Genomic DNA, 21,955 nt, shown 5'->3' with positions numbered 1-21,955 from the left:
GAGATCAATTGATCTCTATTTTTGCGTCCATGTTGAGGGCTAAATTAGCTCAGACATTTCACAGATTTAATCACGTGTTTTGACATCAAAAAGTTCAATTTCAAAAATCAGATTAGAATTTGCTGGAATAATTTTGCCCATTTTACGCTCGCCATACGCCAAGTGTGCAGGAACGATCAATTTACGTTTACCGCCCACTTTCATCCCCATAATGCCTTGATCCCAGCCCTTGATTACACGCCCTGTTCCAATCACTGTTTCAAAGTAATTGCCACGATCAATTGAAGAATCGAATTTGGTTCCGTCTTCCAACCAGCCAGTATAATGAGTTGTAATCAAAGCACCTTTTACTGCTTCTTTACCTTCACCAACTTTTAAGTCGATAATTTCTAATTCATTTGACATACATTATTCCTATTCATCATTCGGGTTTGTGCAAAGCTTTACTCAGCACTGTCTTTTGTTCAGTACGATATTCGGCATAACTTTTACAAAAACTTTGATAATCTTGCTCAACTTGTTGGGCGTAATTATACGTGTATTTCAACAATTGCGTTTTCCAAAGTTCTGCTTGTTCTGCGAAATTGATTAATTCATCTGCTGTTGAAGAACCTTTACGCCCTGCCGAACGCAATTGAGCATAAGCAATTAATCGGGCCATGTTATAGCAGGCATCGGTAAATTTTTTAGGTTTATCTACACACTGTTTAAAATCAATTTTATCTTGTTCGGGTTGTAATGCTTTGACAATATACGCTTGTCCTTGAAAGTCTAGCCGTGATAACTGAGCCGGGATTTGGTACTGCATGAGTGTTTGGATGAATTGAATGCGTTGCGCTTGATCATCCCATTCTGGTTGCTCTATTTTTAGAAATGGAGACAAGCTTAGAGAGGAAGCTTGGGCCTGTTTCATATCGAATAACGTATAGGTTTTATTTTCACGATGATAAACTAAAAATACATAGCGATTTAAACCGATACTTCCTGTTCCCGCAATGCGTACTGCAACATCTAATACTTGAAAATTTGATTGATTTTTCGTATTGAGTTTTTGTAAATTCTCAGAAAATGTTTTTATCAGCGCCGTATATAAGCTTTTGGATTCTATTTTAAAATATTTTTTCTGATCAATCACCAAATAGCGTCGATCACTTGTTTTATCTAAAGAACAACGCGCTTCAATAAATGCCACAGGATCACGTTCAGAAACGGTTGCAATATATTTCTTTAAAATACCATCGACGGTTTCTTTTTCTACTGCATAAGCTTTCCCTATACGAAGTGCATTTAAATACTCATCTAGCAGTTGTGCTGCAATCGTTTTTAAATCATCGTTGCCGATATTCAGCTCTTTGCCAGCTAAAAATATACTACAAATAAAACGCGACACATCCCACGTTGGATGGGCCAAAATCGCCTCGTCGAAATCGTTTAAATCAAAATAAACCACCTGATGTCGACTACGATAACTGCCAAAATTTTCGACATGCAAATCACCACAAATCCAAGTGATGGTTTGATCTTTCCATGTTTGTTGGCTTGCCAAATCTTCATAATATAAATGACATGAACCACGGAAAAAACGGAAAGCACTACTCGCCATTAATTTATATTTGATTGCTAGAAATCGCTCATCTCGCGACTGATTAAAATGGATAACACGTTCATAAGGATCTCGCATCGGTTTACTCCAATACTTTATACAATTGCTTAGATTAAATCGTTAAGCTGAAAATTTGATGAATAAAAGATTGAATAAATCAACCACACTTTTTTCTTATTTTAGAAACTTAACTCTTTAATCTCTTGATCTAAAAGCAAATAGTTTGTGAGTTTTTTATGATTTTGTGCAGATCCAATTAACACCCAGCGCCCAACAATCTGTTTTTCAGTTTTATTTTGTACACCACGTAAAATTTTCATATTGTATTGCTTAAACAATTCTTCATATTTATCTAAGGTCTCTTGCTGATAATCACATAAAATCCTGTAATTACGAGCTTGATGAATCGCTTCAATTTTTTCTTGAAAATAGACGAGAAATACTAAAACAACCAGTACCAGTAGCGTTCCAACAAATGCTAAATATTCATAACCTGCACCAGCGGCCATACCTAATGCAGCCACCATCCAAATTGTTGTTGCAGTGGTAATCCCTGAAATTCGGTTATCATCTTTAAAAATAACCCCAGCACCTAAAAACCCCAAACCCGTCAGAATATTTGCTGCCAAACGATCAGGATTTTGTACCCCAATTTTAATTGAAAGTATGGTGAATAAGCAGGATGCTAAACTCACCATAATCATGGTACGTAACCCTGCGGACTTACTGCGATACTCACGCTCTGCACCAATAATCGCACCAATCGCTAAAGCCATCAGTAAATGGTAGATGTCATTATTCATTGATTTTCTACATAACTATTTTTATCCCTCTAGGTATACGAAATTTGAGCAAAAAAAAGCAAGCGATTCGCTTGCTTTTCTTGTCAATTTTTATTGAGCAACAATGATTACTGTAACTGAGTCCATTCAATCACAGCTTGAGCATCATCACCAATCAAGGTCCACTCACCATCCATAACATTTAATTGCAATTGCATGGTGCGTTGACATAAAGCTTGAATTGCAGTTGTCGTCGCCTCAGACAATTGCCATACCTGAACATTTGACAATGTTTTGAGTTTAGAACTTCTTTTATACCATTCTGCAACGGCTGAACCATAGGCGATGACAGCCACTTCTTTACAACGCGCTGCCGCTTTTTTAACTTTGTCTTCGTCAGGCAAACCAACTTCAATCCATTTAATCAACTGCCCGGTTAAATCCTTTTCCCATAAAGCAGGTTCATCAGTTTCAAATAAATCTTTGGTAAATTCCAAACGTTCATCTGCAAAACGAGCATATGCCAATACACGCACCATTAAGCGTTCAATCGTTTCAGACGGATGTAATGCCATCGTGAATTGATAATCACCATATTGATGCACATCCATATTGGCAATATTGAGATCAGCCTTATAAATTGTTGCTTTTAATGCCATGAAAGTTCCAAAAAGTTCTTAAATATGGCGCACAGTCTATAAGATTTTCAAAAGGATTACTGCGTTTTTTCCGCCTGATCAATTCGACAATTCAACAAAGCCGTTTCTAAACTTTCCCAATCACGATTGTGCTGGCTAATGAGTTCAATCCGATTATCCAAGCTTTCTTCACCCGATTTATAATTCAAATTTTCGGGATTAAAATTAAATGTCATCCAACCTTGATTGGTATTGAATATCCCTTTGATCCGCAACCAATCTTTTTGCTCACATAAGACATCTAACAAGTCATAAAAATCGAATTGCCAACGCTTTGAAAATTTCCAACCTGCCACAGTATATCCATTAGACGTTTCAACATAGTGATAAGGCAATTGTTTAACCACAGGCAGTACTTCATCGAGGTTAAATTGCTTTTGCACTTGAATCAGCGGTACAACTTTTCTCTCAACCCCTTGATGGGATAGATCCAGCTGTTGAATATCAAGATTACCCTGCTCTGCCAATACCCAAGTTTGAATATAAGCAAAGTAATCATTTTTAAACTGGTTTAATACCTCATGATCAGACGCAGACATACTATCTGCATGCGAAACCACAACAATTTGTGCAGCTTTTAACTGATCTTGATAAAGCTCTTGATTCACCCATTCAGAATCATGTAAGCGACTCCCATCAATTACTGTCACCAATGCACGCATATCAATTTGCGCTTGCCATTGTGGTTCAGTCAATTGTGCCAAAAGTTGAGCGGGATGACCTAAGCCTGTGGGTTCTATAAATAGTCGATCGGGTTGTTTATCATAAATCAATCGAGACAAGGCAATTTGCATAGGCAATTGTCCTGCACAACATAAACAACCACCGAGTAATTCTTTTACTTCATAGCCTGAGTCTTGTGGTAACAATTGCTGATCTACACCAATCTGTCCAAACTCATTCATCAGAACCGCCCACGTTTCATTTTCTGGCTTCTGTTGAAGCAAATGCTGTAATAAGGTGGTCTTTCCAGCCCCTAAAAAACCAGAAATAATATGAGTTTTGACTGTTTTTTGGCTTAAAATCTTCAAAGGATCGACTCAGCAGATTAAATGAAAGAAATTGACGGTTATCGCGGCGCTTCTTATTATTACTGAAAATGTGCCAATAATTTCAGGTTTTAAATCTATTTTTTAAATTAAAATTACAAAAACAATCCAAAACTCCAATACACCATTCATAAAGATTGCATCGTGAATGTTAATTGTAAGTAACAATGTAGTGTATTTTTTAATCAACTTTTCATATTTACATACATTTTTACCTATTGGTAAAAGTCAATGAGTCACAAAAAAGCAACATAATACAATGATTTGTTTTAAACATGTAAACCTGTCTGTTACGCTTTGTTGCTTAGGTTGCCCATTTTTTCATCTGCACTTAGCATGACACTACTCCCTGTGATCAGCAACGCATTTAACAACTGACGCTCTCACAGGTCGTTATACGATCAATTCAATGAATTAAGGATGCCAAAAAATGAAACTCGTTAAAACACTTTTAGCTACTACACTTGCTTTCACTGCTTTCTCAACTTTTGCTGCTACTGATACAGCTGCAACTGAAGCTGAACAAGTTGTTGTATCAACTCAAGAACAACCAGCTGCAGCTGAAGATACTCAAGCTGCTGGTCAACCTACAGCTCAACCTGCGACTGAAAGCGCTGCTGAAGCTCCAGCGACTTCTGCTCCTCAAGCAGGTCAATAAGATTTAATACTCCTCCCGAGTTAGCAATTGGGTTGTCTGAAAAGACGATCTGAATAAAAAGACTAGATCATGCTGCGATTTAGTCTTTTTATTTTTTCTGATATTATTAACTTAAGCTGATGATCATAAATGTATTTTTCAGCAGCTACTTTATCTGTAAAACAACCAATAATATTTAAATTGTCACTATTCTGAATCATCCAGATAAATTTAAAATCCATTTTTAAACCATATTCATCCTTGAACAAACTCCGCTAAACTGCCTGAATCCAAGCGACACCTTTTACGGTATCACGCTGTTGAATCAACTGAATAAACGGTTTAAATTCGTCTAGATATGGCACAATTTTAAAAGAGATGGCGAAGATCAGCCAGTATGCTAAAAACAAATCTGCCGCAGAAATTTGATGCCCCAGCAAATAAGGATTTGCTTGCTTTAGCCCAATTTTAATAAAGTTATAAATTGTTTCTTCTGTACCAAAGCCTAGACTTCTTCTCCGTTCCTGAATTTGTTCTGTTGAAATACCTAAGCTTTTAATATCCATAAACTCAGTCAAAGGTCCGTGGCAAAAGAATAACCATTTTAAATATTCTCCACGCTTAGGATCATTCAATGCGGGTGCGAAACCTTTCTCAATATATTTGTCTGCTAAATATGCAAAGATTGCAGGCGTCTCAGAAATGACAGAACCTTGATCCACTAAAAAAGGAATCTTAGCCATCGGATTCAGTACCAAATATTCAGGCTGATTCAAGTCTTTATAATCCACTTGAATAATTTCGACTTGATCTTCGATATCTAATTCTTTTAATAAAGGTAAAATGGTATTTCCACGAGAATGAGCATTGGTATAAAGTTTCATTGTTTTTAAATCCATTTTTATCGTGCTTTGAGTATAATCAAAATATCACTAAGAATGATTAATTTATATGCAAAAGCAAAGTGCTTCCTTTCTAAAAAAATAAATTCCATCCTTTCATAAAGGCTCTAAACTACAGAAAAGATTAAATGTGGTTTACCCACAGTATCGCGATTGATCCAAACCAATAATTTAGAATGTTTTTTATATAAATCGCACTTTTAAAAAAATTTAAAATCATCATAACAACATTATTTTTCTGAACTTTAACCTTTAAGATAACTCGTACATATGCCCATTATGCCCCCTGAGTGCTTTTCTAATTCGAATTATTGAATTATTCAGCTATACTATTTTGCACTTAAATCAGTTTGTAAAATTGATAAATTTATAATTAAAACCTGACATATCAAGACTAACGAGGAATTTAAAATGTTAAAAAAACTGATCGGTTTAGGCGTCATCAGCACCCTACTTGTTGCATGTAGCAAACCGTTACCGACAGATAAGCAAAACTACTCAGGCACATGGCAAAGTGAGGATGGCAGTGTAAATTTGATGATTACACCTGAAGGCCGCGTTGAATATAGCAATAAACAACCTAATTCAAGTTCATCTGTATCTGCCCCAATTTCTAAATTTGAAGGCAATAACTTTAGTGCTGGCATTGGACCACTTTCAACTGAGTTTAAAGTTTCTCAAGCACCGCAACAAACTGCCAATGGGACATGGAGCATGACTGTAGATGGACGTGTTCTTAACAAAGTCAATTAAAAGTACTGCTCTGTCTTTATCAAATTTTTATCGTTTGAATTTATGTTTAAGCGTCCATACATTAAGCTTAGTGCTGTCAAAAAGGTCGTATCACGCTGACTACATTTCATTTAAATTTTGAGACTATCTAATATTAATATCTACAACTCCCCCCTCATTGGCAACGAGGGGGCAATGCAATCAATTAACCATTTGAAGCTTTTTTATAGATACTGCAAGAAGGATGATGATTTTCTTGTAAACGTGCCACTTTACGTTGCTCAGCCGCTTCAAAACGACAGCGTTTCCAATCATTATCCAGATTTAAAGCTGGAATTTGCTGTGGCTTACCATTTTCATCTACGGCCACCATGGTGAAATAGCAACTGTTGGTATGGCGTACTGTACGTTTTTGGATATTTTGTGCTTCAACACGAATCCCGATTTCCATGGAGGTACGACCAACATGGTTGACACTGGCAAGGAAGCTGACCATTTCACCCACATGAATTGGCTCTTTGAAATTCACTTTATCGACTGAAAGTGTTACAACATAACTACCTGAATAACGACTTGCACATGCATAAGCGACTTGATCAAGCAACTTAAGGATGGTTCCACCGTGTACATTACCTGAAAAGTTTGCCATATCTGGGGTCATCAAAACGGACATGGTTAATTCTGACTGGTCATCTGTAGCTGGGATCATTTGATCTAATGGAGACATCGTATTCTAGACTCTATTTTGGCAGGAGATTTAAGTCTATTATTATATATCTTTTCAGCTAAAAAACATGTTTAATTCGGCAATTGACCATTCTCTCAATTTATGATTATGACTATAGTCATTTATTTGAGGTATATCTTATTGGTTTATCAATCATTTTCTATTTTTTACAATATTCGCGCTGCAATCTTGCCATATCTAAGTCTTTGCTGATCCGATAATTGGTGTTGAATTTGATAACAATGATCAATGTTTACAGGGATGATTCCAAAAATAGTATGGGATAGTGTCACAATTCTTACTTTTTACCCATAACAAATTTAATCATCATAGATTTAAATAAACAGATGACCGCTATAGCACATCATCCTTATTCAAATAATCATACAGTGATAAAAGTATAATATTTTTAAATGGATCTATTACGATTGATCTTAGTTTTGAACTTGATATTGCTGCTGAGCAGTTTCAAGACTTTTCTTACTGGCAATAACTACATCTAGATCATGCATACGTTGATTGGCAGCATCGATTCCGGCTTGCATGGTATCCTGACGGCCTTTTACATCAAAAATATGCGCTTTTTCGCGTAAGTCTGGCTGAATCACAATATCTGCATTTTTTAATTCTTCTGCTGCTAATCGATTTTGCATGATATTGATATTTTGGTTAAACAGCCCCCAGACATTCGTGGTTTCAGTATTAACAGGTTGTGCCAATATATCCACTGCAATCACGATATCTGCACCTAATTCTTTGGCGATATTCACGGGTACTGGGCTAACCAAGCCACCGTCAACATATTCCTTACCTTTAATTTTTGTGGGAATAAACATACTTGGAATAGATACAGAAGCTCTTACAGCTTGCCCAGTATTGCCATAATTAAAAATTGTTTTTTCACCATTTTGTAATTCTGTAGCAACCACATACATCGGGATCTTCATCTTTTCCAAAGGCATTTGATCGATTTGCTTATTGACATAATCCTCAACTTTTTGCCCGTCAAAAAAACCTTTCATCCCAATTTTAAAATCGCGTACATCACCCACTTTCATATTGAGTGCAATTTGACGTAATTGTTCAGGCGATTTCCCACTGGCATAAATTGAACCAACGATACTTCCCGCACTTGTTCCAACAATAAAATCAGGCTTAATACCATGTTGTTCCAGCACTTCGATTACACCAATGTGGGCATAACCACGCGCGCCCCCACTGCCTAAAACCAAAGCAATCACAGGCTTTTTCTTTGACAATTGTTTGTATTGATAAAAAGTATTGTCCAATCGTGAAGTGGCTTCTAAAACCTGTTGGGTTGCTAAGCTACTGGCTTGAGATTTTTTTTCGGGTGAATGTGCGCATGCAGTTAGCAATAAACCACAAAACAAAGCAGCTAAGGTTTTATTTAACAATGACATATACTCTCAGATCATGACACAATCTAAATTCGCATGTATCTAAGCATAATTTGCAATCATTTGCTGTTGTATTTATTTATTCTGTCATGATTTTCGATTAGATTATAAAAATCAGTGTCTAAAATAATCCTAAAAATATGCCCACACTTTTTGAAATTTTTTGGATTTTTTTAAAATTAGGCTGTAGCAGCTTTGGTGGTCCAGCCGCACATTTAGTGTACTTTAAACAGGTTTTTGTAAAGAAAAAGCATTGGTTAAATGAGCAGCAATATGCTCAACTGCTTGCACTTACCCAATTACTTCCAGGCCCAAGTAGTAGTCAAATGGGCATGGCTATCGGCTATTTACAACATCGACATTTAGGCGCAATTGTGGCTTGGATTGGGTTTACCCTTCCTTCAGCCTTGCTAATGTTTGGCTTAGCACGATTCATTCAGCAGCATCCAGTTTTTAATTTAGCCTTATTTTCAACAATCCACTCAATCATCTTGGCAATTATTGTCTTTGCTTTTTTACAGATGTTTAAAAGCTATTGTAAAACCAAACTACATTTTGCCTTAATGCTTGTTAGTACTGGGTTGCTCCTGCTGTTTTCCAATGCTTGGATACAACTTGTGATTATTCTCGGTACTGGTTGTTTAGCCGTTTTAATGACGCGATTTGTATATATTCAAAAGGATTCAAATGATCTTGCTATCGAAAAACAACATATAAATTTTAATACCTTACCAACCGCTCATCGTCTTCATTCAATCTGGTTGATTGGCTTTATTTTAATCTTTTTAGCCTTGTGCTTGGCAATGCTTTTTTCCAACAAGCTGTTCTTTCAAGCCAGTTTTAGTTTTTATAAAACAGGCGCTTTGGTCTTTGGTGGTGGCCATGTGGTTCTTCCTATGCTGCACCAAGACCTTGTCAATACAGGGCTAATCAGTAAACAAGATTTTGAATTAGGCTACACACTTGCGCAATTTATGCCAGGACCACTGTTTAGCTTTGCCAGTTATCTTGGTGCATATTTGCCCCTTACCACTTTTCCCATTGTTAATGCTGCCATAACAACACTGTTGATCTTTCTACCTTCTTTTTTCTTTGTTTTTTTAGCTTTGCCTTACTGGTCTAAGCAACTTGAAAACCGTTATATTGAAAATTCTGTAATGCTCATCAATGCCGCGGTTGTTGGATTTATCCTGTCTGTGATTGTCCCCATGCTACAAAAAACCATGGGCAATCCATTAGATATTCTCACAGCCTGTTTAATGCTATTGAGTTTAAAACTTAAAATTTCAATTTTTATCAGTATTCCTAGTCTTTTATTTATTCATTATGCTTTGCTGAATTTCATTTAAAAAGCCAGTGATATCACTGGCTTTTTAAATCTAAAGATTAAGCGATAAATTTTAGAATTAATTGAATCACTGTTGCATTAATTAAGTCGACAAAAAAAGCACCACAAAGCGGAACAATCAAAAATGCTTTATGTGAAGGACCGTACATATTGGTAATGGCCTGCATATTTGCAACAGCTGTTGGTGTTGCACCCATACCAAAACCACAATGCCCTGCAGCCAATACCGCTGCATCGTAATTTTTCCCCATTACACGGAATGTCACGAAAGCAGCATATAAAGCCATCGTTAATGTTTGTGCACTGAGAATAATCACCAATGGCCCGGCTAAATCTGCTAACTGCCAAAGTTTTAATGAAAGTAAAGCCATCGCTAGATAAAGTGACAGAGCTGCATTACCAAACACATCGATCGCACGATCAAACATTTTAACTCTTAAAATGCCTTCAAGCACATTTCGAAGAATAACACCGCCAGCGAGCGCCCAAACAAATGTTGGCAGCTCAAACCATTGTCCTTTAGTGTAACCTGTCATAAATTCAGCAAAAGCCAAACATGCTGCAAAAAGTCCCAATGTAGTAATCGCATTATCTGCAGTAATCAAACGGACTTGATGTGGATATTCAAAGGGAACATATTCACCAAGATCAGAAACGGCTTGCTGATTGGTCTCATCCACTTCTTTTTGTGTTTTTGGATTAGATAACTGATAACGGTTAATCAGTAGCTTGGCCAATGGACCACCGATGATTCCACCAATAATTAAACCAAAGGTTGCACTTGCCATACCCAATGCTAATGCACCTTGAATACCATGCTGGGTTTCTAAAATCTCACCCCAAGCACCTGCTGTACCATGTCCACCTGTGAGGGTAATTGAACCTGCAATCAAACCAATCAGCGGATCTAGACCCATGGCTGTTGCCAACCCAATCCCAACAAAGTCTTGTACGACAATAAATGAGGCAACACAAATTAAAAAAACGACTAAACCAAAACCGCCTTCTTTTAATTTTGCAAAGTTTGCACTTAAACCAATCGAAGCGAAAAATACCAACATGAAACTGGTTTGCAATTCACTACTTGTGGTAATGCTATAGCCCCAGAAATTATGGATGAGTAAAGACAAAATTGCGGCAACAAGTCCCCCAGCAACAGGTTCTGGAATATTATATTTACGGAGAAAATCAATCTTATTGACCAGGAAACGACCCAATAACAATACGATGACCGCTGCAATCAACGTATAGAAGGCATTAAAAGAAAATTCCATAAGTAATTGTCCATTCTTTGGCTAGATTTTTTGTTGTATAGATATAGAAATGCTATTCCATAGTAGCAGACTTAAAATCACTCAGATTTAGTGATTACCTAATTGCCTGATATATACAACAAAAAATTAAAATAAAACGCAGATTTTCAACATTGAAAATCAAAAAGGCTTATCGCGATAAATACATTAGCGATTAGATATAAACAGAATTGCAATGCTGCAAAAATTTAGAAAAGAAAATGGTCATGATGTTACTCCTATTATTGATAAAAGATCATTTCATCAAACAATGAGAAATACAGTCCTCATAAGTCATTCGCTTTACAAGAACAGGCCAAAACAGGTCATTTATCTATACGATAATATGAACATACAAAAAAAAGTGGGTTAATTATGCATTTTTTTAAGCAAATGTCTTATGTTTTTACAATATTATTCATTATTTGAAATGATATTGATTTGATGATTATTTTGACATGAATACTCAGGCATTAAAAAACCGAGGATCATTCCTCGGCTTTTTGGATCAATAAATTTCTAAGTTGGAATTAGAAATTGTATTTCGCCATTAAACCTACACGGTTATCTTTATAAGATTGACCCGCGAAAGTTTCACGCTTACCGTTGATATACTCGATACCTAAATCAATCGGTTTCGCTGGAGAATAAATCACGTTTAACCAAGCTTGTTGAATTTTTTCATTTGCAGTTTGGTTCTGTTTTGCGAAATCTGTACCGTTGTCAGCAAACAATGCACCATACGCTAAAGTTGAACGTAAGTTAGGTAAGATTTTATATGTCCCACCCACTTGAAGCGCAGTGAATTCATTCTGTTCAATATCACCATTTACCACAGAATATGCATTGTTACTTCCGTATAAGTAGTTGCTATTACCAACCACATAAGATGCATCAGCAAAAAGTTTTAAAGGATCAGCAACTTTAAAGTCTGTACCAACTGCAACACCCCAACCAGTCTTATCTTTGCCAACATTGTTATCTTTATAGTTTTCCACTAAAACACGTGCAGATGCATTACCGTTGCCATCAGCATATGATTGTGTAATTTTACCTGTTAACACAGGAAGACTATATTTAACTGCAGTACCTGTAACTCCAGTACTATTACCCTCTTCAGCAGCAACTAATAATTTTGTAGTCGGTGCCAAATTGTATGCATAACGTACTTGTGGAATACGTGTAGTACCGCCACCTGCGTTAGTTGCAAAGTCAATCATTTCTGGCGCATGGCTAGATAGGAAGTTAGATGTTGTTTGACCAAATAACCAGTTGTTATAAGTTAAATAAGCATGACGAATACGAAGGTTTTCATTTACACCATTACCAGCAAAGTCAACTTCAACTTTACCACCAACTTTAGCATCGCCTACTGGTGTATTAAAATCTAAACCGATACGTGTTGTTTTTGCTGTAGCACGGAGTTTATCTTTCGCTTCGCCATTGGTTGAACTGATTTTGTTGAAGTCGTCATCACCGCCTTCAATGATATAGTTCGCATCACCACGAACAAAACCATAAATATTGATATCTGCACCAGACTTAGACTTTAAGCCAACTGAAGAAGAAGATGGCGCTGCTTGAACTTTAGATTCAACTAATCTTACTTGCTGTTGTTGCTGTTGAAGAAGTGCTTTTAATTCTTGAACTTCATTGCGTAATTGTTGAATCTCTTGACTGTCAGTAGCAGCTTGAGCTGTATTTACCATCAAAGCTGTTACTGTTAATGCTAAACTTTTGACGATCAATGACTTACGATTTGTGAATAGACTCATGAAATACTCCTAGCCTTATTTATGATGTGCATCCGTACAATTTGATCTTTTAACCCCAATACTTTGCTAAAAAATCAATTTTTCTTGTTTTCTTCAGTAGTTTCTCAAACACCACATAAAAAAAACTTTGCACATATATGCTTGCTATTAAATTATGAAAGCGTTGAAACTAAGTTAAAACCCAAAAGTAACAATTTGTGTATAATTCTTACACCTTTGTAATCTAGCGTAACTCAACCCCTTTATTAAATCAGTTTTATCGAATAATACTTTAATTTCAATTCTTTTTTCAGATTAGTATTTCTATAATCATTATATAATCTAGGGCTTAGCTAAAGTTTCAAAAAATGAATATTACGCCTCTACGACTATCGTATATAGTCTATTTGATGAAAAATTAGACCAATAAAGGACTTTTATGTTTTTAGAACAGGTTCAAGTGATAGATCAAGCAATTACAAGCCGTCATTCAGTACGTGCATTTTTGGATAAACCTATCGATTTATCTATTATTAAAGATATTTTAAAAGTTGCCTGTCGTGCGCCATCAGGAGCAAATACCCAGCCGTGGAAAGTATATGTCGTCACGGGTAACAAACGGCAAGAAATGATTGACCGTGTATGTGCTGCTCAAATCGAATTATTTACCCGACCAGAACTTGCCGAACAGCATACAGCGAGCTTTTCATACTACCCAACCACTTGGATTTCACCATTTATTGATCGTCGTCGCGAAAATGGTTGGGGGCTGTATGGACTTTTGGCGATTCAAAAAAGCGAAAAAGAAAAAATGGCGGCACAACATTTAAGAAATTATCAGCTTTTTGATGCACCTGTTGTGCTGTATTTTACTGTAAATAAAATCATGGGAACTGGCGCTAAAATGGACATTTCCATGATGGTGCAAAACGTCATGATTGCAGCCAAAGCACGAGGTATAGACAGTTGTCCTCAAGCTGCATGGAATCATTTTCATCGTATTGTCTTAGAGGTACTCAATGCGCCTGATGATGAGGAGTTAGTCTGTGCGGTTGTATTGGGCTATGCCGATCCAGATCATATTGTAAATACATTTATTACCCCGCGTGAACCTGTTGAAAGCTTTACCGTGTTCTTGGATTAGAACGACTTTATTTAACTGCCTTCAATAATTTAAGTCATTTTAAAATATTTTTATTCGGCTTCTTTCAAAAGCCCTTTTTAAAACTGAGTTCAACATAAAAGTTCCTCATTCTAACCTTCTCGAAAGGTGGAGAAGGAACTTTCAATACCAATATGATTTAATCCACAGGAGCATTTTTTGATTTTTAAAAGATCTATTGTTCTGTATCAGTTGAACATGAATATTTCAACGAATGAATCATCCCCCCTGCCTTGTTAAAGTACATATTTTCTTATAGTAATGGCTTTTTATCGTAGCTGTCTTTATATAGCTATCGTCTTTTAGTGATCCCCTGCTTTTTCTTACATAATAAATGTCTAAGGATTAAAGCCTGTGAAATCTCGAATAATAGACAGCATTAAAAAATTAGCACGCTCTCACGCACTAAATATTACAAAATAAAACAATAACTTAAATAAAAATCCAATCAAAAAGCATCTAAGACTCAGGTTTGTAATCTTTTGTAAAGTAATATTGATAATTAAATAGGCTTTATGACACTATATATGTATTGGCAATAAGCCACCTTATAGGTATAAGCAACATGTCTATCCAAGTCAAAGATTCAAACAACAATATTATCCCTATTCAAAATATTCAGTTTGCGGGTGGTGAACGACATGTTCAAATTTCAGCAGATACGTTAAAAACGTTGAAAGGGCAAATTCAGATTCAAGCCAAAATCAGTAACACACAAGATTTGATGGATTATTTGTTAATTGAAAATGTATTACTCAATCAAGGTTTAGAAATTAATTTAGAAATCCCCTATTTTCCATACGCACGCCAAGATCGAATCTGTGCGATGGGACAGGCATTCTCATTAGAACTTATGACAAAATTATTAAATATCAATACTGAACAATTCCCACAACAACGTAAATCAATCAAAGTTTGGGATGCACATAGTTGCGTTACTGAAAAGCTTTTAAATGAAAACACCCATTTTTTTGAAATTGAGAATGTTCAACCAAGTGATATCATTCTGCAAAATTCAAAGTTACAAGACATTTTAATTGCTCAAGACACCGTTTTAATCTGTCCAGATGCAGGTGCAAAACAACGGACTAAAACGATTGCCAAGGTCATCAATAGCTTAAGAGATCACGAAATCGAAATGGTCTACTGTGAAAAAAACCGTGATGCCATCACAGGAAAAATTCAGAATGCTCAAGTCAATGCAACTGATTTAACTGGAAAAACAGCTGTGATCACAGACGATATTTGTGATGGTGGTGCAACTTTTATTGGTATTGCACAAGAGTTAAAAAAATTAAATTGCCAACATGTGATTTTGTATGTAACTCACGGGATCTTTAGTAAAGGTATGCATGTATTTGAAGGATTGGTTGATCAAATTTTTACTACGACGAGCTTTCCACAAACTGAACATCCAAATCTAAACGTCATTTCATTTAGTCGTTTCAATTCATTTTAATTATTTTGGAGAATAAGAATGAGCTTAAAAATCAATCCACTGAATGCAATTGACTTTTATAAAGCAGATCACAGACGTCAGTATCCTGTTGGCACAGAATATGTTTATGCCAATTTCACGCCACGCTCTTCTCGTTTAGCAAAAATGTTGCCTGATTTCGACGATAAAATCGTGTTCTTTGGCTTACAAGGCTTTATCAAACACTTTTTGATTGAGACTTGGAATGAAGGTTTTTTCCAACAAGATAAGGCAAAAGTGATTGCTAGATATAAACGTAGAATGGATAACGCATTGGGTGACGGCGCAGTACCAGTCGATCATATCGAAGCTTTATATGACTTAGGCTATTTACCAATCCGAATCAAGGCGCTAGAAGAAGGCAGCCGTGTCAATATAAAAGTACCTGTACTCACTATTGTAAATACCCTACCTGAGTTCTTTTGGTTAACCAACTACTTAGAAACAGTACTCAGTGCTGAATTATGGAAAAGTTGTACGACAGCAACGATTGCATTTGAATACAAACGCTTACTGACAGCATATGCGATTAAAACAGGTGCACCTTTAGACTTCGTTGCTGTACAAGGCCATGATTTTAGTAGTCGCGGCATGAGTGGGATTTATGATGCCACACAAAATGGTGTAGGACATTTAACCAGCTTTATCGGTACAGACGCGGTTTCAGCAATTGATTATGCAGAAGAATATTACGATGCAGACGGCATTGTAGGTGTTTCGGTTCCAGCAACTGAACATAGTGTGATGTGTATGGGCAGTGAAGACAACGAAATTGAAACTTTTAGACGTTTAATCACTGAGCTTTATCCATCAGGTGTGGTCAGTATCGTATCGGATACTTGGGATTTTTGGCGAGTGATTACAGAATTTACTGTGGAGTTAAAAGACGAAATTCTAGCTCGCCAGCCAAATGCCTTAGGTTTGGCTAAATTGGTTTTCCGTCCTGACTCTGGTGATCCTGTAAAAATCATTTGCGGTGACCCTGAAGCTGAAATGGGCAGTCCAGCTTATAAAGGCGCTGTGCAATGTTTATGGGAAATCTTTGGCGGAACCGAAACAGATCAAGGCTATAAAGTTTTAAATGAGCGTGTTGGTTTGATTTATGGTGACTCGATTACTTTGGAACGTGCTTTAAATATTGTTCAAGGGCTGGAAGCGAAGGGCTATGCTTCAAATAATCTGGTCTTTGGTATCGGTAGTTATACTTATAACTATTTAACACGTGACACATTTGGTTTTGCAGTTAAAGCCACTTGGGGACAAGTCAACGGTGTTCCACGTGAATTATTTAAAGATCCGATCACTGATTCTGGTATAAAGAAATCTGCCAAAGGTTTACTTCGTGTAGAAAAAACTGAAGATGGATTTGTGTTATTTGATCAGCAAACCATGGAACAAGAGCAACAAGGTGAGTTAAAAACGGTGTTTGAAAATGGGCAATTGATTCGAGCGTGTCGTTTGAATGAAATTCGGGAGCGATTGGCATGCAAATTATAATCTAAAAGTAAGCATTCAGCTTTGGATAAAGCTGAATGCGAAAACAAAAATTATTGAAAAACACCAGCAAAATAGAAATTTCCATTGATGGTATCTGATCCTATTTTCACATTATCAAAAGTAAAGTTTTGTTTTAGATTATCTACACTTAACCCTTTACAACTTGTATTTCGGTCTCCACATGAAATTGTATCTTCACCCTGCATATAGGTTAAGCTTAAGTGTCCTTTAAACTCTTGATTAATCTGAAAGGTTTCATTATTTTTAAAAGACATTTGATATATTTTTTGATCGTTTATTGTTTGAACATATGCATTCTTTTGAATTGGTACTAGTTGAATTGACTGATTTAAAGTTAAATTATATTGGTCAAATGGCACATATACATTTGAACTTAAAATTTTAGTTTTCTCAGTATAACTTTTTAAAATAAGATTATCTAAATTTAGTTCGAACCCTTCGTTAGAATTAGACCAAATCTCACTTACTAAATTTGAAATAGTATAAGTATCTGCATCATCTGACACTGTGATCGAAATTGCATTTTCAGAATAAGTATTATTATATTTTCTTATTGATAGATAGATCGTTTTATCTTCATTTTTTAAAACTAATTTCTTATCAGTCCAATATAGTTTACCTTCCAAGAAGGTATCAAATTCTCCATAACTTTCAACATAATATTCTTCGCTATCATAGATCACTTTACCTCGAACTTTTAAAATCGGAAAGCGATTACTTTGAAAAATTGGCCAATTGCTTTGGGCAAAATAATTTAATTCTCCTGCGATTAAAACAGATTTAAGATTATTAAAACCTGTTAATTCTGAAGCATCTCCACGATAATATTGGTTTGGCGCATCTTTTAAAATGACTTGGATCTGTTTTTGATGGTTCAAATCTTTAATTGAATAAATTGTATTTGATGAGCAATCATAGGGAGGAAAACAAAAAACAAATTTTACATCTTTTGTACCAGTGTCTTTAAACAGCATAGCGAGTTTAGCTTTGTTACCGCTATTCAATTCAACGACAGAAGAGTCAGAACCATCTTTATTAGCAAAACTAACAGTTGTAATTGGTTGATTTCCTACCGCTGAAATTTTATAAGTGAGTTGCGAATCATCAAATTTTAGGGTTTCATTTACACCATCACCTTTGATTGTTATATAACTAGACCGATTTTCATTCCGAATAGAATTAGAATTATCACCACCACAACCTGATAGCAACAACAAACTCATTGTTGAAAAAATCGCTATTTTTTTCATAATTCACCTTTTATACAGATTTTTTGTTTTTAAACTTTTTATAAACAATCTTATATCACTTATTTTGCTTGGCTAATATCCTATACCCTGCAATAATTCTATTTACCTTTGACTTCATAAAAGCAAGTGAGCCTTACAGTGACCTTTAACTCTGAACAGGAATTTCTCTCTAACTATAATAAAAAGGACTATGAATCCCCATTACTTACAGTGGATATGGCGATTTTTTCTGTTGATGCGGGTCAACTACAGGTTTTATTGATTAAACGTTCTAATTTCCCACAAAAAGATAAATGGGCACTCCCAGGTGGTTTTGTCGATTTGTCTAAAGATCAAGATTTGATGGCAACAGCACATCGTAAATTGGTTGAAAAAACTGGGCTTCAATCACCGCATTTGGAACAAGTTGCAACGGTTGGCAATGCAACACGTGATCCTCGTGGATGGGCTGTAACAGCTTTATATTTTGCCCTGATTGATTTCAAAGCGTTTCAACAGATTGCCTCTGAACAAAATGAATATAGCGAGTGGGTTTCAATTGCTGAGGCAAAAAAATTAGACTTGGCTTTTGATCATTTACAGCTTTTAGATATAGCTGTTGACCGTTTAAGTAGTAAGGCACGTTATACAGCCTTACCCGTCAGTTTGATGCCTAAACTGTTTACTTTGACTGAGCTACAGCAGATTTATGAAATTATTTTGGGACAAAGCTTAGAGAAGAAGTCATTTAGACGGCGTATGATTGAAGCTGGCGCAGTTGAGGAAACAAACCAAACTAAAATTGCGGGCAAACGTCCTGCTCAATTGTATAAGTTTGCGCTACAAAGTTATGATTTCCATTTTCCTCGAATTTTAGAGTACCCGAGGGAAACCACTTAAGCGCTTTGTATTATTTGGATAACAGCAAACAATGAAAACTTTAGAAAGATTAATCAAAGGGATTTACGCAATAAGCTTAAAAGCTTTGTCTTAACTTATCAACATAACTAAATCACTTCACATCGACTTCTAACTGCCGTTTCAATTTCATTTATTGATTTCCAAAAATAACGACATAAGTTCCTATTTTTATTTTATTCTCTAAACAACAAACCAGTTTTTCTAAAAAACTAATCACTTTGCTCTCGTTAAAATGCAGATTTTTAATTTTTAAGATAATGTCTTGTATGGCATTTTGATCAAAATAGTTATCTGAACAAGGATCAAAACTACACTCAAATTCATTTCTCAGTGGGCTAAACAACGGAAATAAAGATCTAAATATTTTAATGACATAAGCAAAATCATCTTGCGGAATAAAATAAGTTCTATTGCCTTTATTTTGTATCCTCTCTAAGTTTTCATCTTCTGCCCAAATAAAGAAACCCACTTTATCAACATATTTTGGATTTTCATCTATGCTCAATTTGATTATGCGTTGATTAAATTCATTAATTTTTTGAATGATTTTTTCAAGATTGTGATGATATCTAGGATCATCATAATACTCTTGAGCAAGCTCCGCCTCACAATCTGTTGCTGCACAAATTTTTTCAATATTCTGCTGATGATAGACTTGTATGCAATGTTCTATCTCATCATATTGTTTTAATAAAACGCAAGCATCTGCGATTGAAATGGTAATTTTTGTGCGTAATTCATGCAATTTTTCTTTATCCATAACACATCACTTTTAATTGCCTCATTCTTTCATTTTCAATATTTATACATCACAACTTTACAAACTCTATTATCTTAATCAAAACATTTAAAATTGGACAATAACAATGAATGCACTAAGCTACTTTGAAATTCAGTCTTCAAACCCTGAACGTGAAGTTAAATTTTATCATGAAGTTTTCGGTTGGAAATTTAGTAAAGTTGAAGGTCTACCCATTCAATATTTTCAAATTGAAACAGCCAACATACATGGTGGCTTATTGGAGCGTCCAGCTCAAACACCACCCCCCCATTGCGGAACCAATGCTTTTACCTGTTCCTTTGAAGTTGAAGATTTTGATACAACTGCTGAAAAGATTTTAGCTTTGGGTGGGCAAGTAGCAATGGAGAAATTTGCTATTCCCAATAAATGTTGGCAAGGTTATTTTTTAGATGCAGATCATAATACCTTTGGATTAGTCCAAGTTGATCCCAATGCAAAATAAGCTTGATTGATTAAAAATCTAAATAAATGTTTGAGAAAACCAGTCTATATTCGGCTGCATGAAACAGTTGAGATTAAAAGATAGCGAATATTTTTTAAGAATTTTTATAAAAAATACAGATCATATTAAGTGATTAAGGCCTTACAGCTGATTTAAGCATTCAATTTGTGCTACCTTAATTTTAAATTCTGTAAGGCTTATCCAACTAATGACTGTACGCTTTCTTCATACTTCAGACTGGCATCTGGGACAATTCTTCTATAACCATTCTCGCCAGTATGAACATGAGCAATTTTTAGCGTGGTTATTAGCTCAAATCAAGGAAAAGCAACCCCATGCCCTATTGATTGCAGGCGATATATTCGATGTCATCAATCCTGCATCTGCTGCGCAAAAACAGCTCTATCAATTCCTAGCCAATGCACATCAGCTTGCTCCACATATGCAAACCTTAATGATTGCAGGTAATCATGATTCAGGTTATCGCATTGAACAAGTTGAGCCCCTGCTTGAAAAATATCACGCCAAAACAGTCGGTGTGATTCATAAAAATGAGCTTGGTCAAATTGATTTAGATCGTTTACTGATTCCAATTTATGATGCACAAAAAAATATTATTGCTTGGTGCCTAAGCTTACCGTTTCTGCGCCCAGCCGAAATCACTGGCTTTAATGAACAAACCAATAACAGTCAAAATGCCATTGCCTATTTACATCAACAGGTGATTTCTGAAGCACGAAAAAGAAAGACAGATAATCAAGCACTCATTCTAATGTCACATGCCCATATGCAAGGTGGAGAAACCTCTGATTCTGAACGGCCTATTATCATTGGCAATGAGGAAGCACTTTCTACCACATTGTTTGAAGATAGCATTGATTATGTTGCACTCGGGCATTTACATAAACCGCAAAAAGTTGGTCAGGAACATATCCGTTATAGTGGTTCACCTATCCCTTTATCCTTTAGTGAAATCAACTATAAACACCAAATTGTAGACGTTAATATTGATCCGCTTAAAACAGATGAGTCACGGGTTTCATTTGAAAGTGTATTTATTCCCCGTAGTGTACAACTGCATAAAATTAAAGGGGAATTGAACGAAGTTTTAGCCAAATTAAAGGCATTAGCAAGTGGTGAAATTGAAAATATTGATCAGCGTGAATATGTCGATATTGAATACCATACCGATGTTCCACCTCCGCCCAATTTGCGCCAACAATTTGAAGATGCCTTACCCAAAAGTCGTTACCGCTTAGTACGCATTTCAAGACAATACTTCGCATCAGAAAAAAATAACGATGAAATTACTTCAATCAATTTAGAACCACCGACACCAGAAAAACTCTTTCAACAGCTTTGGGAAAAAAATGGCTATACGAATGATGATGCAGTCTTGAAAGACTTTTTAAGCTTATTACAAGAAGCCGAAAAAACGCTTGAAAATCAACATGACGCATAG

21 protein-coding genes are annotated in these 21,955 nt (G+C 35.7%); 9 read left to right on the top strand and 12 right to left on the bottom strand.

The window, feature by feature from the left end:
- Positions 1–66: 66 nt before the first annotated feature.
- The 5 genes from ACZ5QH_RS04595 to ACZ5QH_RS04575 form a co-directional block, all read right to left on the bottom strand.
- Complete coding sequence (locus ACZ5QH_RS04595; RefSeq protein WP_004722677.1) at positions 67–405, bottom strand: FKBP-type peptidyl-prolyl cis-trans isomerase; 339 nt, start codon at positions 403–405, stop codon at positions 67–69.
- A gap of 16 nt (positions 406–421) precedes the next feature.
- Positions 422–1,681, bottom strand: a complete 1,260-nt coding sequence (locus ACZ5QH_RS04590; protein WP_244015240.1) for a DUF2252 domain-containing protein — start codon at positions 1,679–1,681, stop codon at positions 422–424.
- Positions 1,682–1,782: 101 nt separating this feature from the next.
- Positions 1,783–2,406 carry an MgtC/SapB family protein gene (locus tag ACZ5QH_RS04585; RefSeq protein ID WP_004819450.1) on the bottom strand — a complete coding sequence of 208 codons (624 nt, stop codon included), beginning with the start codon at positions 2,404–2,406 and terminating at the stop codon, positions 1,783–1,785.
- A gap of 107 nt (positions 2,407–2,513) precedes the next feature.
- Positions 2,514–3,044, bottom strand: a complete 531-nt coding sequence (locus ACZ5QH_RS04580; protein ID WP_004722682.1) for a YaeQ family protein — start codon at positions 3,042–3,044, stop codon at positions 2,514–2,516.
- A 56-nt stretch (positions 3,045–3,100) separates the two neighbouring features.
- Entirely contained in the window at positions 3,101–4,114 is a 1,014-nt protein-coding gene (locus ACZ5QH_RS04575) for a CobW family GTP-binding protein (RefSeq protein WP_034610915.1), read from the bottom strand.
- A gap of 448 nt (positions 4,115–4,562) precedes the next feature.
- Here ACZ5QH_RS04575 and ACZ5QH_RS04570 point away from each other — a divergent pair, with 448 nt between their 5' ends.
- Positions 4,563–4,790 (top strand): hypothetical protein, encoded by a 228-nt coding sequence (locus ACZ5QH_RS04570; protein WP_004722685.1) that lies wholly within the window; start codon positions 4,563–4,565, stop codon positions 4,788–4,790.
- Positions 4,791–5,044: 254 nt separating this feature from the next.
- Here ACZ5QH_RS04570 and ACZ5QH_RS04565 read toward each other — a convergent pair whose 3' ends face one another.
- Positions 5,045–5,653 carry a glutathione S-transferase family protein gene (locus tag ACZ5QH_RS04565; protein ID WP_034611110.1) on the bottom strand — a complete coding sequence of 203 codons (609 nt, stop codon included), beginning with the start codon at positions 5,651–5,653 and terminating at the stop codon, positions 5,045–5,047.
- A gap of 429 nt (positions 5,654–6,082) precedes the next feature.
- Here ACZ5QH_RS04565 and ACZ5QH_RS04560 point away from each other — a divergent pair, with 429 nt between their 5' ends.
- Positions 6,083–6,424 carry a hypothetical protein gene (locus ACZ5QH_RS04560; protein WP_004819444.1) on the top strand — a complete coding sequence of 114 codons (342 nt, stop codon included), beginning with the start codon at positions 6,083–6,085 and terminating at the stop codon, positions 6,422–6,424.
- Between the two features lie 184 nt (positions 6,425–6,608).
- Here ACZ5QH_RS04560 and ACZ5QH_RS04555 read toward each other — a convergent pair whose 3' ends face one another.
- Together ACZ5QH_RS04555 and ACZ5QH_RS04550 are read right to left on the bottom strand one after the other, a co-directional pair.
- Positions 6,609–7,130, bottom strand: coding sequence for an acyl-CoA thioesterase (locus ACZ5QH_RS04555; protein ID WP_004722691.1), 522 nt, complete (start codon positions 7,128–7,130; stop codon positions 6,609–6,611).
- Positions 7,131–7,564: 434 nt separating this feature from the next.
- Positions 7,565–8,551, bottom strand: a complete 987-nt coding sequence (locus ACZ5QH_RS04550; protein ID WP_004819441.1) for a patatin-like phospholipase family protein — start codon at positions 8,549–8,551, stop codon at positions 7,565–7,567.
- Between the two features lie 137 nt (positions 8,552–8,688).
- Between ACZ5QH_RS04550 and chrA the strand changes: the two genes are divergently transcribed.
- Complete coding sequence (gene chrA / locus ACZ5QH_RS04545; RefSeq protein ID WP_303577104.1) at positions 8,689–9,897, top strand: chromate efflux transporter; 1,209 nt, start codon at positions 8,689–8,691, stop codon at positions 9,895–9,897.
- Between the two features lie 37 nt (positions 9,898–9,934).
- On the opposite strand, the gene gltS is transcribed toward chrA, so the two are convergent.
- Both gltS and ACZ5QH_RS04535 read right to left on the bottom strand, forming a co-directional pair.
- A complete protein-coding gene (gene gltS / locus ACZ5QH_RS04540) occupies positions 9,935–11,170 on the bottom strand; it encodes a sodium/glutamate symporter (protein WP_303577103.1) in 1,236 nt (411 codons plus the stop codon).
- A 548-nt stretch (positions 11,171–11,718) separates the two neighbouring features.
- Entirely contained in the window at positions 11,719–12,963 is a 1,245-nt protein-coding gene (locus ACZ5QH_RS04535; RefSeq protein WP_244015231.1) for a DcaP family trimeric outer membrane transporter, read from the bottom strand.
- 418 nt (positions 12,964–13,381) lie between these two features.
- Between ACZ5QH_RS04535 and ACZ5QH_RS04530 the strand changes: the two genes are divergently transcribed.
- The 3 genes from ACZ5QH_RS04530 (at position 13,382) to ACZ5QH_RS04520 (ending at position 17,078) form a co-directional block, all read left to right on the top strand.
- Complete coding sequence (locus ACZ5QH_RS04530) at positions 13,382–14,086, top strand: nitroreductase (RefSeq protein ID WP_004819434.1); 705 nt, start codon at positions 13,382–13,384, stop codon at positions 14,084–14,086.
- 583 nt (positions 14,087–14,669) lie between these two features.
- Positions 14,670–15,563, top strand: a complete 894-nt coding sequence (locus ACZ5QH_RS04525) for a phosphoribosyltransferase family protein (RefSeq protein WP_303577102.1) — start codon at positions 14,670–14,672, stop codon at positions 15,561–15,563.
- Between the two features lie 18 nt (positions 15,564–15,581).
- Positions 15,582–17,078: a nicotinate phosphoribosyltransferase gene (locus ACZ5QH_RS04520; RefSeq protein ID WP_034610939.1), complete on the top strand. Its 1,497-nt coding sequence runs from the start codon at positions 15,582–15,584 to the stop codon at positions 17,076–17,078.
- Between the two features lie 50 nt (positions 17,079–17,128).
- Here ACZ5QH_RS04520 and ACZ5QH_RS04515 read toward each other — a convergent pair whose 3' ends face one another.
- On the bottom strand, positions 17,129–18,349 hold the full coding sequence (locus ACZ5QH_RS04515; RefSeq protein ID WP_034610942.1) for a hypothetical protein: 1,221 nt from the start codon (positions 18,347–18,349) through the stop codon (positions 17,129–17,131).
- A gap of 138 nt (positions 18,350–18,487) precedes the next feature.
- Here ACZ5QH_RS04515 and ntrR point away from each other — a divergent pair, with 138 nt between their 5' ends.
- Positions 18,488–19,228: an ADPR responsive transcriptional repressor NtrR gene (ntrR, locus tag ACZ5QH_RS04510; protein ID WP_034610947.1), complete on the top strand. Its 741-nt coding sequence runs from the start codon at positions 18,488–18,490 to the stop codon at positions 19,226–19,228.
- 151 nt (positions 19,229–19,379) lie between these two features.
- Here the strand turns inward: ntrR and ACZ5QH_RS04505 are convergent, their stop codons facing one another.
- Positions 19,380–20,009, bottom strand: a complete 630-nt coding sequence (locus tag ACZ5QH_RS04505) for a hypothetical protein (protein WP_303577101.1) — start codon at positions 20,007–20,009, stop codon at positions 19,380–19,382.
- 106 nt (positions 20,010–20,115) lie between these two features.
- Between ACZ5QH_RS04505 and ACZ5QH_RS04500 the strand changes: the two genes are divergently transcribed.
- On the top strand, positions 20,116–20,493 hold the full coding sequence (locus ACZ5QH_RS04500; protein WP_303577100.1) for a VOC family protein: 378 nt from the start codon (positions 20,116–20,118) through the stop codon (positions 20,491–20,493).
- A gap of 208 nt (positions 20,494–20,701) precedes the next feature.
- Positions 20,702–21,955 carry an exonuclease SbcCD subunit D gene (locus ACZ5QH_RS04495; protein WP_303577099.1) on the top strand — a complete coding sequence of 418 codons (1,254 nt, stop codon included), beginning with the start codon at positions 20,702–20,704 and terminating at the stop codon, positions 21,953–21,955.

The organism is Acinetobacter sp. Ac8 (assembly GCF_055392545.1).
This window is presented reverse-complemented; position numbering and strand designations above follow the sequence as displayed.